Below are 16,570 nucleotides of genomic sequence, written 5' to 3' on the forward strand. Positions count from 1 at the left end.
TTTTAAATGATCAATACAAAAATCATTGAATTCAATGACATCATCGATGCAAAAAATATTGAGCGTCCTATGGGGCATCTCACCCCTATTGAAGGGTTTAAAGATGTCCCCTTTGACATCAAACGCATCTACTACTTGACAAGGGTGCCAGAAAACACCATCCGGGGCTTTCACTCCCATAAAGAACTTCAGCAGGTGTTGGTTTGCCTGAACGGCAGTGTGCAGATCAGCGTGAGCACGCCCTACGAAAAAGAATTTATTACTTTAGATGATCCAGCTAAAGGGCTTTATATTGGGCCGATGATTTGGCGGGAAATGTATAATTTTTCCCCCGGAAGTGTTCTGATGGTTATTGCTTCCGAGTATTATGATGAAGGGGATTATATTCGAGATTACCGGACATACTGTGAGGAAGCGCAGGATTTTTTTAAAAATAATATTGGGGAAAGTTAAAATGAAACAAAAGGGGATTGACAGGAGAGATGGAGAAAAACATAATCATTACAGACAGACAGACAGACAGACAGACAGACAGACAGACAGACAGACAGACAGACAGACAGACAGACAGACAGACAGACAGACTTTATGGTCTTGATCTATTAAGAATTTTAGCAGCGTTGTTTATTTTCTTTTTTCATTCTAATGTGCATATGAAATTGACCTATGGATGGCTGACGCCTTTTATAAAAAATGGAGCAATTTTTATGATAGCTTTTTTTGAGCTGTCGGGGTTTACGCTTTACTATTTATATGCCCAAAATAAAATGGAAACACTTGATACTATTAAAATATTTTATAAAAAACGCTTTGCGAATATCTACCCTTTGTACATTGTCATCTATATTCTATATTTGATTGTGTATAATCAACTAACGCTAAAAGAAAATATCATACTCGCACCGATAGAACTAACTCTCACACAAACATTTTTTGGAAGTCTGTTTACGATATCACATAATGATGGAACTTGGTTTATTTCATGTATTGCTTTTTGTTATTTGTTATTTCCATACTTTAGCAAACTTTTTTCTCAAATAAAAAGCAAGAACCTAATTATTATTGCATTGATGATGTATGGTCTTGACAGCATTGCACCTTTTGTTGCCCATATGTTTAAATTAAATAATGTTTACTCCAATCCGTTTTTTCGGTTGATGGAATTTTTATTGGGATTAATGATTGCACATTATTTTATGAATACCTCAAAAAAAGAATGTAAACAAGGAATATTATTTTTCAGTATCGTAGCACTTATTAGCGGTATTTCTTTAATGAGTTATCTAGGAATAGGAAATTACAGTTATTATGGCTTTTGGACAATCCCTTTTTTTACAATTATTATTTTTTATATGGGAACACTCAAAAACAAAACGTTTATTAAAATTTTAGGATCAAAATTGATTCAATATTTAAGCAAAATATCCTATGCTTTCTTCTTAGCTCAATTTTTTGTTTGGGATATTTTAAGATTTGCACAAAAGTATTTGGAAATACTTAAAATAAATAGTATGGCAATTGTTTTTTCGTTGTTTGTGTGTAGTTTAATTGCGATTATTTTGTATGAAATCATAGAAAAACCCTGTAAAAAATGGCTTTTAAATAAAATATTATGACCCTCTTTAGAAATAAAAAGTATGTCATGTTTACTTGAAAGGAAATTAAAAAATGAACATACCCTTTAGTACCTTCACCCCCATGCACAATGAAATCAAAGCAGACATGCAGGCATGCTTCGAGCGTGTATATGATAAAAGCTGGTTTATTGACGGGGAAGAGTGCTGTCAATTTGAAAAAGAATTTGCGGAATATTGCGAGACGGAATACTGCGTCGGATGCGGCAATGGTTTAGAAGGACTCTACCTTTTGTTAAGAGCCTTTGACATTGGAGAAGGGGATGAAGTCATCGTCCCGTCCAACACATTTATTGCGACCGCTTTAGCCATTTCCTATACAGGAGCGACACCTGTTTTTGTCGAGCCGGAGCTCAAAACCTATAATATTAATCCGGATGAAATTGAAAAGGTTATTACAAAGCAGACGAAAGCGATTATCGCGGTCCATCTTTATGGACAGTGCGCTGATATGGATCCCATTCTTGGGATTGCAAAAAAATATGACTTAAAGGTGATTGAAGACGCCGCCCAGTCCCATGGCGCAACCTATAAAGGAAAAAAAGCAGGTTCTCTGGGTCATGCCGCGGCCTTCAGTTTTTATCCCGGAAAAAATTTAGGATGCCTCGGTGATGGGGGATGCATCACCACCAATGATCCAGAAATCGCTGGAAAGGCAAGAGCCATCGGGAATTATGGGTCTGATCAGAAATACCATCATATTTACAAAGGAATCAATTCACGCCTCGATGAATTACAGGCGGGATTTTTAAGAATAAAGCTCCAGGAATTAGACCGATGGACCAAAGAACGGCAGAGGATCAGCCAGCGGTATTTGAATGAAATCAAGAACTCGAAAATCACTTTGCCCTCTGTGGATGATAAAAACATCCATGTCTGGCATATTTTTCCAATTCTTATTGAGAAACGAGAAGATTTCAAAAATTATCTTCAGGAAAATGGCATCAGAACGGTTATTCATTATCCCCTTGCCATCCATTTGCAGGAGGCTTATGAAGATTTAGGTTACAAAAAGGGTGCTTATCCCATTGCAGAAAAAATTGCGAGAAGGGAATTGAGCCTGCCTTTATATTATGGGATGGAAGAGGATGAGATTGATTATGTCATTGAAATGATCAATCGGTTTTAAAAAGTAAGATTTAGAATATTATAGGAGAAGATATTATGGTTATGATACCAAAGGAAATAAATATCGGTAAAAATGTAACGATCAAGGAGAGTGTTAGTATTGGCAACAATGTAACGATTGAAGATAATGTTTATATTGATGATGGCTGTATTATTCGAGATAATGTTACGATTAAAAAAAACAGCACGATTGGAGCCCGCTGTATTTTAGGAGAATACTTAGTTGATTTTTATGAAAATCACACAGAACAAAACCATCCACTCACTATCGGTGAAAATGCGCTGATTCGAAGTGAAACCATTATTTATGGAAATAATGAAATTGGAGATCATTTTCAAACTGGCCATCGGGTTACAATAAGAGAAGGAGCAAAAATTGGAGATCATGTCCGAATTGGGACATTGAGCGATATACAGGGACACTGTGAAATTGGGAACTATGTCAATATGCACAGCAATGTGCATATTGGACAAAAGAGTATTATTAAAGATTATGTATGGATATTTCCATATGTTGTATTGACCAATGACCCTACACCACCATCTGAAAATTTAGTGGGCGTTATCATTGAATCCTTTGCGATCATTTCGACTGGAAGCATCATTTTGCCTGGTGTTCATATTGGTGAGGATGCACTTATTGGAGCAGGCGCGATTGTCAATAAAGACGTCGAAAATGAAAAGGTAGTGGTTGGTAATCCAGCAAAACCGATTAGCGATGTAAGGAAAATAAAAAACAAAGTAACGGGAGAATCAATTTATCCATGGCGGTATACTTTTGATCGGGGAATGCCGTGGGAAGGAGAAGGTTATACAAGTTGGCATGAAAAGTGTACCAACCAGCATCAAGAAAGTGAATGATTAAAGATAGTAAAGAAATGTTAAATTGGATGAAAGATAAAAAATCATCCGATTTTTCAATGTAATAAGGTCAAGTTACAATAGTATTGAGAAAAAAGCAGGCCAAATCGCGAATATCGTGAAAAAACAGCACACGATAACGACACTGCTTACATAGCAACAAAAACAATTTAAAAGTATTTTTCTGAATCGAAACTGGAAAAGGTCTATCTGAATGTTCTTTTTAATAATAAAAAAGTTATAAACTTTTATCAAGAATTTGGTTTTCAGTTTTTAGATGAAGTGAAAAATAATATGAAAATAAGAAATCAATATTTTAATTTGCCGTAGTATAAAATGCTAAGTCCATTATCTGATCAGTATTAAGTTAAGACAGGATATTTTTAATCAATTACCCGGCAGGCGGCATCTCCCGCCTGCCGGTTTTTTCATCATATGTAAACCGTTTACCCCACAGGGTTTTCAGGTTTCAAATAAATATTATATTTTTGGAGGATCAAAAAATGTACAATTACAGCAATCTTAACTGCTTTCCGGGCATTGATCTGGAGCATGCGGCTTTTGGGCTGGGGGACGGGCAGTTTTACCTGACGGAGGAGCAGCTGGAGCGTTTGGTGCGCGATCCACAGCTTGGGCTGCCCGTGGCGTATATCAACCTCAGCAGTCTCACCGAGCCCATGACGGGCATTGTGTACATGAACGGCTCGGTCACGCTCTGGCCCTGTACGCCCAGGCGTCTGATTAACCTTGTCGGGCGTCTTTTTAAGAAGGATATGGGGGCCTGCGGACGGGCCAACGCCAAACGTTTTAACACAAAGCGGAACCTCTGCTTTTATATTGGCAAAAACCTTCAGGTCATGCCTGCTCACACGAGTCTCCCCGGTGACGGAACGGGAAACAGTTACGTCGACCGGATTTTTTTTAATTAAAGAGCACGACCGAGAGCGTGGGTGTGTTGTGGCTGAGAGCGGAATGGCGGTCTGTTATGCCGGCACCAGTATGGCCATGGAGAGGAAGATCGAGCAGGGTTCTGCGCTGTGCAGAGCGCTTTTGCCAGCCCAGGTCCTGCTGACAGGCAGTGGGTTTTCCGTTGTGCGAGACAGGGAATGCCTGCGGTGTGAGTATTTTAATGTTTGCCTTCAGGAAGAGAAAAAGCTCAAAAAGACCGCTTTTTAGACAAAATAATATCTTTTCAAAGCAAAAAAGTCTCAGAAATGGGGCTTTTTTGTGTTTTAGAGGCCTTTTTGGGGGCTGAATGAAAGGTGACGGCGGAGGAGCAATTTCGTATAATGATCTCAACCTCAGCGGTGAGCGCTGAAGAAATATTTTAAGGAGGTTCTGATATGAACCAAAACAAACCATCATCCACCACGGCAGCTGCGAGCGAAGGGAAAAAGACCCATATACCAGCCAGAGAGCTGACACCGCTTCCGAGCTTTTTAAAGTACCTGGGTCTTTCGAGTACAGAGGAAGTACCGGGCTTTATCCCGCCGGTCTTTTCGGTGGACAACCCCAGGGTCTGCCGTCCGGAGGGCTGGAAGCCTGAGGCGACGCCGCCGTTTTTAGAGGGGATGAACCTGGTGCGGGAAATCTCAAAGGTTCGCATGTTTGTGAGCAGCAATCCTTATGATTTATATGTGACGGCCCCTGGCGGCGGGTGTGTTCTGGAAACCGTAAAGCCTGACGGCAGCCGGGAGTGCTGTACGGTTACCGAGGTGCCGGGCACAGAGACAAATCATCTTTTTGAAAAGGACTGGGAGGCGCTTCGAAACCCTGCTCTGCGGGCCACCACCGACGTAGAGCTGCTGCTGGACAGCGTCGAAATGGGGCGCATGGTATTTAAGACAATCCTCGACCATGAGGAGCAGTATTTTGTCATGATCGAAAAGGAGGAAATGTAAAATGGCCGCGGCAATCTTTACCCAGACCTTTGAGAGCGCCCTTTTCGGAAAAATCCGCACGCTGGTGGAGCGGGAGGCTGCAGACGGCGCGGAGGCCCGGGAATGGCTGGTGGCCGCGGATGTGTGCGCTGCCCTGGGCTACAGCAAAGACGCTTCAAGCATTGTAAAGCGCCATGTCAACCCGGCAGATACGTCGAAACGGCGTATCTGCGACGCCAACGGGCATCATCAGAGCATGCTGGTCGTCAACGAGAGCGGCCTGTACGCGTTGATCTTTGGTAGCACAAGACCGGAAGCCCAGACCTTCAAGCGCTATGTGACCGCGGTCATTCTGCCCAGCATCCGCAGGCACGGGGCCTATATGGAGGATGACGTGATGGACCGGGTGCAGGACGACCCCGGGGCCATGCGGGAGCTGATGGACATGCTGAGGGCGGAGACCGCTAAAAACAAGGCTTTGGGCGCAAAAGTGGACAAGCTGGAGATGCGGATAAAGGCGCTTACGCCAAACGCCGTATTCGGCGAGGCCATCACAGCCTCAGAGGGCAGCATCTCCATGGGAGATATGGCTAAGCTCCTGCGCCAGAACGGCGTGAACATCGGGCGGAACCGCCTATTTACAAAGCTGCGCGAAGGCGGTTTTTTAAGCACCCAGAAAGGCAGCTGGAACAAGCCGCTTCAATGGACCATGGAGCAGGGCTATTTTGAGATTGAGGAGGGTTTCTTTGACAGGCCCCTGGGCGGGGAGGGCAAAATGCTCTGGTCGGTGACCCGTGTCACACCTGTGGGCCAGGCCTGCCTGGTAGACTGGTTTGTAGCCCAGGACAGGGAGGCGGCGTTATAAACTATTTCACAGAGCTCGACGCCTTTTATGAATGGCACGCCAGTCTGCCCGACGAGAAAAAGCTGTCGCCCGGGGCCATTGCTCTGTGGCATTACCTGCTGTACCGCTGCAATGCCTGCGCGCTGCCGTCCTTAGACGGGCGGTGGCTGTGGCGGGTGGCATTCTGGGTGCGGCCTGAGCAGCTGGAAAGGGTATTAAAATGCTCTGAACGCCATATCCGCCGCTATCGCAGTGAGCTGGAGGCCTCGGGCCGTCTGAAATACCAGCGGGCCGTTAAAAACAAACAGGTAGGATTTTATACCCTGATTCCCTTTGCCGACAACGTGGCCCCTGTAATCCTTGAAAATCTTTCCGGTGAGCAGGTGTCCGTTTATGGGCATGTGGATAAGTCGGGCTGAAAATTTCACAAAACAGGATTCGGGGACATTTATGTCCGCAATATTGTTAAAAAAGCAAAAGTGGCGGCAGAATCACGGACGCCCGTGTCCGCCATTAATAATATATTAAATAATATACTATATTAATCTTTTATTATTCAGGAGGTGCAGTTTGTCCACAAATCGTTACGGTATCGGAGGAAGTCTGGTGAGGCGGAAAAGAGACTACGTGGTCACAGCAGAGTGCCGTGTCCGGGTTGGCTTTCACGCCAGAGATGCGGAGGACGCGGAGGATCAGTTCAACGATTACCTGGCCGCCCTGCAGGGCACCCATCCCGAGGTGGTGTTTGCCATACAGGATGTCCGGGAGGATGACGTGCTGTTTTAAACGAACAGCCCAAAAGGGGGAATTACTTGAAGGATGAAAAATACAGCGCCCTGGACGAGTGGGTGCGCATGGCCGGCGAGGGCGACCAGACCGCCAGGGAAATGCTGCTCATGAGCTTTAAGCCGCTGATTTATAAGCAGGCCGCCAAATACAGGCACCATCACGACAGCCTGGAGGACGCTGTGCAGTACGGGGGTGTGATCCTGCTGGAAGCCACAGCCGATTACCGGGCCGGGAGCAGCCAGCCCTTTCCGGCCTTTTTAAGCGCCCGCCTGCGTTACCGCTTTGCCGACGCGGGCCGCAGAGCGGCCAGAAGCGGCAGGATGGAGACAAGGCCGCTTCTGCCGGAGGACGAAGCCATCCCAGACCCGGGCCCCACGCCCGAGGAATGCCTGCTTGACAAGGCGTCTGACCGCAGCGCCCGGCTTCGGGCCATGGTGGACGCCCTGCCGCCAGAGCGGGCTGAGGTGCTGCGCCTGCACTACTATGGCGGCAAAAGCCTGAAGGCCATCGCCGGTATTCAGGGTGTTGCGCCCGCCACCGTCAAAACCCGGCTTCACCGTGGGCTTCAGGCTCTTCGGCGGCAGCGGGATGCGCTGGAATAGCTGAAAAAGCCGGAGCGTGTGGCTCCGGCTTTTTCAGCGGATTTTGATTCGTGTAAAATAGTCTGTCGAATTGTGGTGGTGGATGGTAGCACCATTCTTGAGCATAACCCTCAGGGAGGCCGTGTTGTCGAGATAGCAGGACAGGTAGATTTCATCCTCCCCGGGAGGCAGCAGGCCCTTACAGACCTCCACTGCCAGTGCCAGACCCTTTGTGCCATAGCCCCGGCCCCTGTATTCTGGCAGAATGGCATAAGCGAGGTGTCCCCAGTCTTTTTTTAAAAAATCATTCAGGTAATGGCGGATTTTAAACAAACCGACGATTTGTGTATCCTCCCACAGAAAGAAATAAGTGTCCGGGACAAGGCCTTCGGCCACACCAATGCCTCTGGAGGCATCAATGCGCTCTGGAACCGCCTGATGGACAAAATCGCTGTAGGAAATGCCGTGGTATGGGTTTAAAAAGCCGCTTTCACTCTGGATTTCCTGAAAAAACTGGTATTCCTGCCGGGTATCTGCTGTGTTCAGTGCCTTTAAATAGAGCATGACTGCTGCCTCCAATTCATAGCGTTTGTATTTATTTTTAATCATACCACAGATTTATAAAAAGAATATAAAAAAACAATGGTATTCTTCGTGTTGAGCAGAATTTTTAAATTTTTTTTAAAATCCGGGAACCTTTTTGATTTTTGAGCGATTGTATTAAGTGTAAGGCAAAAACGCCAAATCAAAAATCAGGAGGTACAGCAAATGGCAACCATTGAAAAAAACATTGAATCTGTAGGGATGAAGATCACCGTGAACCACGGCGAAAGGGAAGGAAAGATCGTCAAGTCCTCAAAGACCTATGGGGATATTGATCCCGCCGTCACCGATGCGTCCTTTGTGGGCACTGCCAAAGCCATCGCCGACATGCAGGAGCCCATCCGGGAAAAGCAGGTGAAGGTGACCGCGGAAGAGATGGTTGAAATCGCATAGCGATTTCAACAATGGAGAATGAAGAATTGAGAATTGAGAATTAAAGGGCCAAACCGGCAGAGCCGGTTTGATTTTCATTAAAATCGCATCGCGATTTTGTTCCGAAATTCTCCATTCTGCATTCTCAATTCTCCATTAAAAAAGAATACAGGTAAACCAGAACCCCAAAATTAAAAATAAGAAGGAGACTACAAAAATGCCAACAACCAACAAAGATTTAACCATCTATTTTCAGCGCGCGGACGGGAAGGAGTTTAAAATCACCATTCCCGATTATAAGGAGGGCATCACCGATGCCGAGATCAGGACAGGGGCGAAAGCTGTTTTAGACCAGGGCGCTTTTCTGCCCGACGGCTTTGGTCTGGTCAAGGTGACCGGAGCCGTGAAGGTCGACACCATCAAAACCGATGTGGCCATTGAGGAAACAGCGTAAAAAAGGGGCGAAAGCCCCTTTTCAGGCTGTCGACAAAGTTGAAAGTCTGCGGCAAAGCTAAAGCAGGAAACAGTTTCAGGTGGAGGGTTGAAGGTGGAAGGTTCATGACCCCTTTGGCTGATGCCAAAGCGATTAAAAACGCGGCCGCAGGCCGCATCTGATCAAATCGGCCAACGGCAGATTTGCACCTGAACTTTCCACTATCCACTTTCAACTTTCAACTGAACAGCCCTCTCTTTAACCCTTTGGCTGTTCATGACAGCATTTGTCTACACTCTGAAAAAGGGGCGAAAGCCCCTTTTTTATTGATCAAACAGAGAGGAAAACATGAAAAGATTGAAAAAAACATTTATCATCGGGCTGGTCATGGTTTGCGCGGTGGTTTCAATGATGTTTCTGGGAAGCCTTGGCCCCAAAAGAGCTGAGAATGCCGTCATCCCAGAGGACCCGCCTGCAGGGATAACAGACGCTCCCGCAACGGAAAAGTCCAGGGAACCGGTATTTCCGCCGCCTCAGGACAGTGACAGCGCCCTGCCTGATGGAGATGCAGAAGCGCGGATGCCCCTCATGGCAACGCCCCACTTTGCCATGGAAGAATACCAGTGTGACTGCGCGGGCTACTGCGACGGCTGGCCCTGCGTTGTGGAGCCCGAGCTTTTAGAGAAGATCGAAGCCCTGCGGTGCTATTTTGGACGGCCGGTCATCATCACCTCAGGCGTGCGGTGCGAAGCCCGCAATGAGGAGGTTGGAGGCGTCAGCTGGTCCTTTCACAAACGGGGCTGTGCGGCGGACCTGTACTGCCCGGGGGTGGGTGTCGGGGATCTGGCCGCCGGGGCAAAGGACTGCGGGCTGAACGTGCTGCCCTATTACAGCAGCGGCTATATCCATGTGGAAATTTAATTCTTCAGAAATATTTCAGAATTTATTCACAGAAAGATCACAATGATTTGTTATACTAAGCACATACTTAGGAAATAAACCTTGGGGGTGTACGAAATGACGAAGACAAAAAAGACAGACCGGCTGACCATTATGGTCCTCGCGCTGTTGGTTTTAATGACCGCTGCCCTTGCAGGGCTGTTTCAATCCACACAGTCGCTTATTCAGAGCCATGGAAGCGCGGCCGCCTCTGCGGTGACAGCGGTTCAGAGCCTGGCGCAGGAACGCCCTGTGTCCGGCAACAGTGTCATGGTGAAGCGCGTCTGCGATTTTATCTGAAAAAAACGGCTTGAAATTTAAAAATTTTCATTTCCTTTTTTGAATTTGGGTATATAATAGTTATAATAGCTTAACACATAGGAGGATATGATATGAACGAGATTTTTAATCGCGCCAGCGTCAGAGTGTTTAAAGATGCGCCGGTCGAAAAGGAAAAAATAGAAATGCTGTTAAAGGCCGCCATGCAGGCGCCGTCTGCCGGAAACCAGCGGCCATGGGAATTCATTGTGGTTGAGGACAAAAAGACACTGGAACAGCTGTCCGAAACCGACCCTTACGCCAAATTTGTGGCCAAGGTGCCGGCGGCCATCGTGGCGCTTGGCAACACCGATGAAATGCGTTTCCCGGAACACTGGGAACAGGATCTGGGCGCTGCCTGCGAAAACATTCTGCTGGAGGCCGTGAGTCAGGATCTGGGCGCGGTATGGCTGGGTGTGGCCCCGCTTAAGGAACGCATGGACCACATCACAAAGGTCTTTGACCTGCCGGATAACATCCGTCCCTACGCCATCATTCCCTTTGGCTATGCCAAACGGCCCTACGAGGTGGAAGAACGCTACGATGCCGGCCGGGTTCATTTTGAAAAATACACACAAAAATAAACAGAAATTTGATTCAATCAGGCGGTAAAAGACCAGAGTGTCTTTTACCGCTTTTTCCATGCCATGAAGGAAGCACAAAATAGTACAGAAAATGACAAGAAATTTCCTATCCACAGCGCGTTTTTTGTTATATAACTATATATAGAAAGATAGCGGCAGATGAAAACGAACACAAGGAGGCGTGAAAATGAGAAACAGCGTTGCAGGGGAAGGAGGGAACAGGCCCTCCACACGGGCGTATCTTTTGCAGCTGGTGGATAAAAATCTGCTGGTCGAGATCCTGAACGCCTTTACGAATGTGACAGGCCTGACCGCCAACATCGTGGACACAGAGGGACGCTCGATTTTCTCAAAGGCTGACGCCCAGATCAACTGCAGCTTCTGCCAGCTGATCTGGAAGCTGGAAAAGCAGAAGGGCGTCCAGCGCTGCAAGGGCGCCTACGCCCGCGCGGGCAAGCAGGCAGCCCTGTTTAACGAGCCCTATATTTTCAGATGTCCAGGCGGCCTGGTGGAATGGGCGGCACCCATCATCGTGGACGGCGAGCATCTGGGCAGTGTTATCTGCGGGCAGGTGCTCATGTGGGAGCCCGAGGAGTTTTTCTGGATCGAGCTTGAGGAAATGAACCGCGTGCTCACCGATGATTTTGAGCCGCTGTTTAAGGCCGCTAAGGAGCTTCAGGTGGTGTCGGGTGAAAAGGTGCAGAGCGCCGCTTCACTGCTGTCGATCATGGCTAATTACATTGTGAACGCGGCCTGGCAGAGCATGCAGCGCAAAAAAGAGCTTGAGCTTCAACAGACGCTCTTAAATGATGAGATCGCCACCCGCAAAAGCCTGGAGGAAAAGCTGAACAGCCAGAGCCTAAACTATTACATCGAAAAGGAAAAGAGCCTGGTCGGCAAGATCCGGCTGGGTGATCTGGACGAATGCCGCAGGATTTTCAAGGTCATGCTGGCCGACATCCTCGCCGATACCGTGCAGAGTAACCTGGCCGTGGTCCGGGCGCGGGTCTTTGAGCTGGTGGTGGTGGTGTCCAGAGCCTCGGTGGAGGCCGGAGTCAACTCGGAGCGGCCCATGGGCATCAACGCGGCTTTCATGCAGGAGCTTGGCACCTGCTACTCGACCGAGGAGATCAACACCGCGGCGCTGAAGGTGCTGGAGCGCTATTTTAAAGAGATTCAGACCAACAGCAAGACCAAGAACCGCCTGGCCATTGAGGGCATCAAGGGCTTTATCCGCAACAATTATAACCGCAACCTGACCCTTGAAGAAATCGCGGATTCGGTTTATCTGAGCCCGTACTATGTGAGCCGGATCTTCAAGGAGAGCCAGAGCATCACTGTCATGGACTATGTGACCCGGGTCAAGCTGGACGAGGCCAAGAAGATGCTGGGCAACACACGGTATAAAATCGACGAGATCGCTGTGCGGCTGGGCTATAGTGACGCGAGCTATTTCTCAAAGGTGTTTTAAAAAAATGAAGGCATGACGCCGACGCAGTTCAGGCAGAGCCGGTAGGCGTGCAGAGCATATGGATAGGGGGGAGAAGCGCATGGATCAGATTATTATGGAAATACAGCAGGGCCTGGTGGACGGCGACGCAGAGTATGTGAAGGATAAAACCGAGGCGGCCTTGGGGCTCGAAATCGGCCCGGAGGCCATCATTAAAAAGGCGCTGATTCCGACCATGGACAAAATCGGCCAGGAGTTCAGGGAAGGGGAGATCTATATCCCCGATGTGCTGATGTCGTCCCGGGCCATGCACGCCAGCCTTTATGTGATCAAGCCGCTGCTCACAAAGGCCATGAGCCATCACAAGGGTAAGGTGGTCATCGGCACTGTGGCCGGCGATCTGCATGATATCGGGAAGAACATGGTCACCTGGAGCCTTCAGGGCGAGGGCTATGAGGTCATCGACCTGGGCATTGATGTGCCGCCCGCCAGCTTTGTGGCCGCCATCCGGAAGTGCCAGCCGGATATTTTAGCCATGTCTGCCCTGCTGACCACCACCATCGGTGAGATGCGCAATGTGATCCAGGAGGTGACCGATGAAGGCCTCCGGGACAAGGTGAAGATCATTGTGGGCGGCGGGCCTGTCACCCAGGACTTTGCCGATGAGGTGGGCGCCAACGGCTACGGTAAGGATATCTTTGGGGCCATCGACGTGGTCAACCATATTCTTGGCAGGGGCAGCGGCTATTTTGGGACAAGTGAGGTGTGAGAAATGTGTGAAAAAAAGCCGGATATCATCCTTTTTACCGGGTTTTTAGGCTCAGGCAAGACAACCATGCTGCTTAAAACCATCGAGCTGCTGGCAGCAGAAAATAAAAAGTGCGCCATCATTGTCAATGAGATTGGCGAGGTGGGCATCGACAACCGGCAGATGCGCAGGCTGGGCTATGACGTGCACGATCTCTTCGGCGGCTGTGTTTGCTGCACGCTGAAGGTAACCCTGGAGGCCACCATCAACCATCTGCTGACAGAATACGACGGCCTTGACTACATCCTGTTTGAACCGTCCGGCATGGCCGATCCGGCCTCCATGTACCCGTCCATGGAAAACTGCGGGTACACGTCCGAGGATATCTGCAATGTGTTTATCTTTGACCCGCTGCGGGTGGATCTGTACCGCGTGCGGCTGAACAGCCTGCTCATGAGCTCTCTGGGGCTGGCCCGGGCGGTGGTGATCAACAAGATAGATGAAGCCCCCGAGTGCGCTGTGCGCGAGGCGGAGGGCATGGTCCGGGAGCTTGGGGACAGGCTGCCGGTCTTTAAAATGGATGTCAGCACTGGGCTGACACCGGCATTCAAGACATATTTAGTCCGTTAGGCAGGAGAAAATAATGTATCAAAATGAGTTTATTCCAGCGGTTTTCAAGCTTCAGTTTAAATCCGACAGCCCCATGACGCCAGAGGAGTGGGAGGAAATGATTGGCAGCCTGATGGGCGTGTACGCCAAACGCATCTCTGAAAAGGAAAAGACCTTTATCGGCCATATCAAGGGGCTGGCAGAGCTTTCGGACACAGCCTTTATCAAGTTCAGCTGTGTCAACGCCCTGACCGGCGTCCATCACGAGTATACCGGCGGAAATGAAACGTCGGGCCAGGCGGAGATGGTCATCAATTCCCTGGTCAGCGGCATCAACGCCGGGGAGAGCCGGAAGCTTTTAAACCTTTCCTGGCTGCTTGTCGAGAAGGACTACAGCCAGGTGGTCATGCGGGTGACAGAAACCTTTACCGAGGAAGCCCATGAACACCATCACCACGATGGAGAGGCCTGTCCCATCTGCCACGGCCACCACCATAAAAATGGAAAATTAAAAATGGAAAATGGAAAATTTCGAAATGTTTCTGTTAAAAGCAAAAGCCATTAAAGCTGCGGATACAAGACTGTTTGCATGGTTTATATTCTTAAAAAGACGATGTTTTAAAATAGCAGCGTCTTTTTTTGATGGTATATTAGCATAATAATCATAAAAAGCAAGATATTACCAAAAAGTATATAAATCGTCCAAGGACAGAAAGCCATGCCGGGTGTATTATAATAACATAAATAATTATTTAATAAGTCCCGCGGGGTTATAAAAATGTATATTTTAATAAAGAGGAGTGCATTAAAGAGTTAAAGAGATATTTTAAAAAGAATATTTTAGGATTAGGGAGGCTCTTATGGAATTTAAAGGAATCACAAATCTGATGGCAGATCTGGAAGAAGAAAAGCTCATGGTGTGTGTCGATGAAATTTTATCTTTAGATCCATCGAGGGAAGAAGGATTAGGTGTGATTGAAGCCTGCCGGCGGGGAACGGAGAAGGTCGGAACACTCTTTGAGGCTGGGGAATACTTTGCCGGGGATCTGTTACTGGCGGGACAGCTCTTTAAAGAGGTCAAAAAACGGTTGGAACCTGTGGTCGGCAGCAAAATGGATGACCTGAAGTCCGGCGCCATTGCCTTGGGCCCTGTCTATGGAGATGGACAGGGAGACGGAAATGAGATTTTCCGGCACCTGGTGGAAATGGCCGGGTTCATTGTCATCAACCCTTGTTACAAAGACTCCCTTCAGCATTCAACGAACTAAAAAGTGGAGGATACAAAAATGGCAAAGAAATTTGATAAACTGGCAATTAATAATCTGGACGATTTTATTTATGGCTCTTGTCCGAACCCTGTCACCACCAGGAGCGGCATGGTCATCGGCGGCGGCACCATCTATCCGGAAATCAACTTCACACTGCCGGGCATGGATGTCAATGATCAGACCATTGACAAGGCCTTGGGCATTTATTCCAATATCATCGACGGTGTGCTCAAGAGAGCGGCAGAGCTCTACGCGCCCGGCGTGCTGGTAGAATTTGAAACCGTGCCGGACTTTACCGAGCATCCAAAATATGGGATTGACGCCAACCGCATTTTATTAAATGGCATCAAGGAAGCCGCAGACAAGTACGGCCTCAAGGCCGCCCTGCGGACCACCCCCAACGACCTGCGCGAAATGAGCCGTCCTCCGGTTATGCGCGGCGGCAAGTACTGGGATACCATGCTGGAGCTGTACGAACAGTGCGCCAAGGATGGTTCAGACTTTTTATCCATCGAATCGACCGGGGGCAAGGAAATCAATGACGAAGCCCTCGTAAAGGCCGATATCCGCAAAGCCATCTTCGCCATGGGCGTGCTGGGCTGCCGCGACATGGAATACCTCTGGGGCAATCTGGTTAAATTATCCGATGCTAATGGCTGCTTCGCCGCTGGCGACTCTGCCTGTGGCTTTGCCAACACCGCCATGGTTCTGGCCGAAAAAGGCTTTATCCCCCATGTGTTCGCAGCGGTTATGCGTGTTGTGGCAGTGCCGAGAGCCCTGGTGGCCTTTGAACAGGGCGCGGTTGGCCCGAGCAAGGACTGCGCCTATGAAGGCCCATACCTCAAGGCCATTACCGGCAGTCCCATCGCCATGGAAGGTAAGAGCGCGGCTGGCGCCCATTTAAGCCCAGTTGGCAACATCGCGGCAGCCGTGGCCGATACCTGGAGTAATGAATCCATCCAGCAGGTCAAGCTCTTATCCGAGATGGCCCCTGTGGTGGGCATGGAACAGCTGGTATATGACTGCCGTCTCATGAACGTGGCCAAGGAAAAAGGCCAGGGCCTTATGATGCGCGACCTGCTCGTTGAATCTGACGCGCCGCTGGATGTCCAGGCATGGGTTTTAAGACCCGATGTTGTGCTTAAGATCGCCGGCGAGCTGGTGAAAGAGCAGGATAACTTCCTGAGAACCAAACTGGCCGCCAAATTAACCATTAACGAGCTGCGCGACGCCATCAAGGCCGAAAAGGTTAAGGCTGACCGCCGCGACATGAAATGGCTCGACAAGATGGAAAAAGCAGTGGACAAGATTCCAGACGATCCGGAACAGTTCTACGCAGAAATCAAGCCCGAGCTGGACATGGACAAGTGGCATCCTAAAGGCTATGGCTTAAAGGCCTGATCTTAATATTCTTAAAACAGAAATTCACTGTTAAAAATTATAAAAATTTGGACAATTCCCTCCGGTGCGGCTCAGTACACACTGCGCGCCGGAAGAGCAGGTAAACAGCTTTAATCAGGAATAAAAAA

General features: G+C 48.2%; 23 protein-coding genes. 22 read left to right on the forward strand and 1 reads right to left on the reverse strand.

Translation table 11 applies throughout. The annotated features are described in order from the left end of the window. Positions 1–6 precede the first annotated feature (6 nt). The 11 genes from BUC22_RS12480 (at position 7) to BUC22_RS12535 (ending at position 7,738) form a co-directional block, all read left to right on the forward strand. Positions 7–453 carry a sugar 3,4-ketoisomerase gene (locus tag BUC22_RS12480; protein WP_070081219.1) on the forward strand — a complete coding sequence of 149 codons (447 nt, stop codon included), beginning with the start codon at positions 7–9 and terminating at the stop codon, positions 451–453. Positions 454–482: 29 nt separating this feature from the next. After that, positions 483–1,616 carry an acyltransferase family protein gene (locus BUC22_RS12490; RefSeq protein ID WP_083591139.1) on the forward strand — a complete coding sequence of 378 codons (1,134 nt, stop codon included), beginning with the start codon at positions 483–485 and terminating at the stop codon, positions 1,614–1,616. Between the two features lie 52 nt (positions 1,617–1,668). Next, entirely contained in the window at positions 1,669–2,763 is a 1,095-nt protein-coding gene (locus BUC22_RS12495; protein WP_013380283.1) for a DegT/DnrJ/EryC1/StrS family aminotransferase, read from the forward strand. Between the two features lie 35 nt (positions 2,764–2,798). After that, a complete protein-coding gene (locus BUC22_RS12500; protein WP_013380284.1) occupies positions 2,799–3,623 on the forward strand; it encodes an N-acetyltransferase in 825 nt (274 codons plus the stop codon). A 503-nt stretch (positions 3,624–4,126) separates the two neighbouring features. Further along, positions 4,127–4,552, forward strand: a complete 426-nt coding sequence (locus BUC22_RS12505; RefSeq protein WP_013380285.1) for a hypothetical protein — start codon at positions 4,127–4,129, stop codon at positions 4,550–4,552. A 28-nt stretch (positions 4,553–4,580) separates the two neighbouring features. Beyond that, positions 4,581–4,799 carry a hypothetical protein gene (locus BUC22_RS12510; protein ID WP_123876057.1) on the forward strand — a complete coding sequence of 73 codons (219 nt, stop codon included), beginning with the start codon at positions 4,581–4,583 and terminating at the stop codon, positions 4,797–4,799. 167 nt (positions 4,800–4,966) lie between these two features. Further along, positions 4,967–5,524, forward strand: a complete 558-nt coding sequence (locus BUC22_RS12515; protein ID WP_013380288.1) for a hypothetical protein — start codon at positions 4,967–4,969, stop codon at positions 5,522–5,524. 1 nt (position 5,525) lies between these two features. Beyond that, a complete protein-coding gene (locus BUC22_RS12520; RefSeq protein WP_013380289.1) occupies positions 5,526–6,368 on the forward strand; it encodes a phage antirepressor KilAC domain-containing protein in 843 nt (280 codons plus the stop codon). Between the two features lie 155 nt (positions 6,369–6,523). Then, the gene (locus BUC22_RS12525) at positions 6,524–6,766 is read left to right on the forward strand and encodes a hypothetical protein (protein ID WP_123876058.1); all 243 of its coding nucleotides are present in this window, start codon (positions 6,524–6,526) and stop codon (positions 6,764–6,766) included. Positions 6,767–6,917: 151 nt separating this feature from the next. Beyond that, complete coding sequence (locus BUC22_RS12530; protein WP_013380291.1) at positions 6,918–7,133, forward strand: hypothetical protein; 216 nt, start codon at positions 6,918–6,920, stop codon at positions 7,131–7,133. 26 nt (positions 7,134–7,159) lie between these two features. Continuing rightward, positions 7,160–7,738 carry an RNA polymerase sigma factor gene (locus BUC22_RS12535; protein WP_013380292.1) on the forward strand — a complete coding sequence of 193 codons (579 nt, stop codon included), beginning with the start codon at positions 7,160–7,162 and terminating at the stop codon, positions 7,736–7,738. Between the two features lie 33 nt (positions 7,739–7,771). Here BUC22_RS12535 and BUC22_RS12540 read toward each other — a convergent pair whose 3' ends face one another. Then, on the reverse strand, positions 7,772–8,281 hold the full coding sequence (locus BUC22_RS12540) for a GNAT family N-acetyltransferase (protein WP_041689857.1): 510 nt from the start codon (positions 8,279–8,281) through the stop codon (positions 7,772–7,774). Positions 8,282–8,485: 204 nt separating this feature from the next. Here BUC22_RS12540 and BUC22_RS12545 point away from each other — a divergent pair, with 204 nt between their 5' ends. The 11 genes from BUC22_RS12545 to BUC22_RS12595 all read left to right on the forward strand — a co-directional run bounded on the left by BUC22_RS12545 (position 8,486) and on the right by BUC22_RS12595 (position 16,442). Beyond that, on the forward strand, positions 8,486–8,713 hold the full coding sequence (locus tag BUC22_RS12545) for a DUF1659 domain-containing protein (RefSeq protein WP_013380295.1): 228 nt from the start codon (positions 8,486–8,488) through the stop codon (positions 8,711–8,713). Positions 8,714–8,909: 196 nt separating this feature from the next. Continuing rightward, entirely contained in the window at positions 8,910–9,146 is a 237-nt protein-coding gene (locus BUC22_RS12550; RefSeq protein ID WP_013380296.1) for a DUF2922 domain-containing protein, read from the forward strand. A gap of 327 nt (positions 9,147–9,473) precedes the next feature. Beyond that, positions 9,474–10,046 (forward strand): YcbK family protein, encoded by a 573-nt coding sequence (locus BUC22_RS12555; RefSeq protein ID WP_013380298.1) that lies wholly within the window; start codon positions 9,474–9,476, stop codon positions 10,044–10,046. A 96-nt stretch (positions 10,047–10,142) separates the two neighbouring features. Beyond that, positions 10,143–10,364: a hypothetical protein gene (locus BUC22_RS12560; protein ID WP_013380299.1), complete on the forward strand. Its 222-nt coding sequence runs from the start codon at positions 10,143–10,145 to the stop codon at positions 10,362–10,364. A gap of 92 nt (positions 10,365–10,456) precedes the next feature. Then, complete coding sequence (locus BUC22_RS12565) at positions 10,457–10,966, forward strand: nitroreductase family protein (protein WP_013380300.1); 510 nt, start codon at positions 10,457–10,459, stop codon at positions 10,964–10,966. Positions 10,967–11,153: 187 nt separating this feature from the next. Next, positions 11,154–12,437 carry a PocR ligand-binding domain-containing protein gene (locus BUC22_RS12570; RefSeq protein WP_073383029.1) on the forward strand — a complete coding sequence of 428 codons (1,284 nt, stop codon included), beginning with the start codon at positions 11,154–11,156 and terminating at the stop codon, positions 12,435–12,437. A gap of 79 nt (positions 12,438–12,516) precedes the next feature. Continuing rightward, the gene (locus tag BUC22_RS12575) at positions 12,517–13,185 is read left to right on the forward strand and encodes a cobalamin B12-binding domain-containing protein (RefSeq protein WP_073383032.1); all 669 of its coding nucleotides are present in this window, start codon (positions 12,517–12,519) and stop codon (positions 13,183–13,185) included. Positions 13,186–13,188: 3 nt separating this feature from the next. Then, complete coding sequence (locus tag BUC22_RS12580; protein ID WP_013380303.1) at positions 13,189–13,794, forward strand: GTP-binding protein; 606 nt, start codon at positions 13,189–13,191, stop codon at positions 13,792–13,794. Positions 13,795–13,807: 13 nt separating this feature from the next. Then, the gene (locus BUC22_RS12585; protein ID WP_013380304.1) at positions 13,808–14,338 is read left to right on the forward strand and encodes a hypothetical protein; all 531 of its coding nucleotides are present in this window, start codon (positions 13,808–13,810) and stop codon (positions 14,336–14,338) included. A gap of 295 nt (positions 14,339–14,633) precedes the next feature. After that, a complete protein-coding gene (locus BUC22_RS12590; RefSeq protein WP_013380306.1) occupies positions 14,634–15,041 on the forward strand; it encodes a B12-binding domain-containing protein in 408 nt (135 codons plus the stop codon). Positions 15,042–15,059: 18 nt separating this feature from the next. Next, the gene (locus BUC22_RS12595; RefSeq protein WP_013380307.1) at positions 15,060–16,442 is read left to right on the forward strand and encodes a methyltransferase MtaB domain-containing protein; all 1,383 of its coding nucleotides are present in this window, start codon (positions 15,060–15,062) and stop codon (positions 16,440–16,442) included. Positions 16,443–16,570: the final 128 nt, after the last annotated feature.

Origin of the sequence: Eubacterium callanderi, from assembly GCF_900142645.1 — a bacterium.
Lineage (GTDB): Bacteria > Bacillota > Clostridia > Eubacteriales > Eubacteriaceae > Eubacterium > Eubacterium callanderi.

What these genes read in the sequence shown, in the direction of transcription:
- BUC22_RS12480 (WP_070081219.1), top strand. Translation starts at nt 7, where the DNA reads ATGATCAATACAAAAATCATTGAATTCAATGACATCATCGATGCAAAA.
- BUC22_RS12490 (WP_083591139.1), top strand. Translation starts at nt 483, where the DNA reads ATGGAGAAAAACATAATCATTACAGACAGACAGACAGACAGACAGACA.
- BUC22_RS12495 (WP_013380283.1), top strand. Translation starts at nt 1,669, where the DNA reads ATGAACATACCCTTTAGTACCTTCACCCCCATGCACAATGAAATCAAA.
- BUC22_RS12500 (WP_013380284.1), top strand. Translation starts at nt 2,799, where the DNA reads ATGGTTATGATACCAAAGGAAATAAATATCGGTAAAAATGTAACGATC.
- BUC22_RS12505 (WP_013380285.1), top strand. Translation starts at nt 4,127, where the DNA reads ATGTACAATTACAGCAATCTTAACTGCTTTCCGGGCATTGATCTGGAG.
- BUC22_RS12515 (WP_013380288.1), top strand. Translation starts at nt 4,967, where the DNA reads ATGAACCAAAACAAACCATCATCCACCACGGCAGCTGCGAGCGAAGGG.
- BUC22_RS12520 (WP_013380289.1), top strand. Translation starts at nt 5,526, where the DNA reads ATGGCCGCGGCAATCTTTACCCAGACCTTTGAGAGCGCCCTTTTCGGA.
- BUC22_RS12540 (WP_041689857.1), bottom strand. Translation starts at nt 8,281, where the DNA reads ATGCTCTATTTAAAGGCACTGAACACAGCAGATACCCGGCAGGAATAC.
- BUC22_RS12545 (WP_013380295.1), top strand. Translation starts at nt 8,486, where the DNA reads ATGGCAACCATTGAAAAAAACATTGAATCTGTAGGGATGAAGATCACC.
- BUC22_RS12550 (WP_013380296.1), top strand. Translation starts at nt 8,910, where the DNA reads ATGCCAACAACCAACAAAGATTTAACCATCTATTTTCAGCGCGCGGAC.
- BUC22_RS12555 (WP_013380298.1), top strand. Translation starts at nt 9,474, where the DNA reads ATGAAAAGATTGAAAAAAACATTTATCATCGGGCTGGTCATGGTTTGC.
- BUC22_RS12560 (WP_013380299.1), top strand. Translation starts at nt 10,143, where the DNA reads ATGACGAAGACAAAAAAGACAGACCGGCTGACCATTATGGTCCTCGCG.
- BUC22_RS12565 (WP_013380300.1), top strand. Translation starts at nt 10,457, where the DNA reads ATGAACGAGATTTTTAATCGCGCCAGCGTCAGAGTGTTTAAAGATGCG.
- BUC22_RS12570 (WP_073383029.1), top strand. Translation starts at nt 11,154, where the DNA reads ATGAGAAACAGCGTTGCAGGGGAAGGAGGGAACAGGCCCTCCACACGG.
- BUC22_RS12575 (WP_073383032.1), top strand. Translation starts at nt 12,517, where the DNA reads ATGGATCAGATTATTATGGAAATACAGCAGGGCCTGGTGGACGGCGAC.
- BUC22_RS12580 (WP_013380303.1), top strand. Translation starts at nt 13,189, where the DNA reads ATGTGTGAAAAAAAGCCGGATATCATCCTTTTTACCGGGTTTTTAGGC.
- BUC22_RS12585 (WP_013380304.1), top strand. Translation starts at nt 13,808, where the DNA reads ATGTATCAAAATGAGTTTATTCCAGCGGTTTTCAAGCTTCAGTTTAAA.
- BUC22_RS12590 (WP_013380306.1), top strand. Translation starts at nt 14,634, where the DNA reads ATGGAATTTAAAGGAATCACAAATCTGATGGCAGATCTGGAAGAAGAA.
- BUC22_RS12595 (WP_013380307.1), top strand. Translation starts at nt 15,060, where the DNA reads ATGGCAAAGAAATTTGATAAACTGGCAATTAATAATCTGGACGATTTT.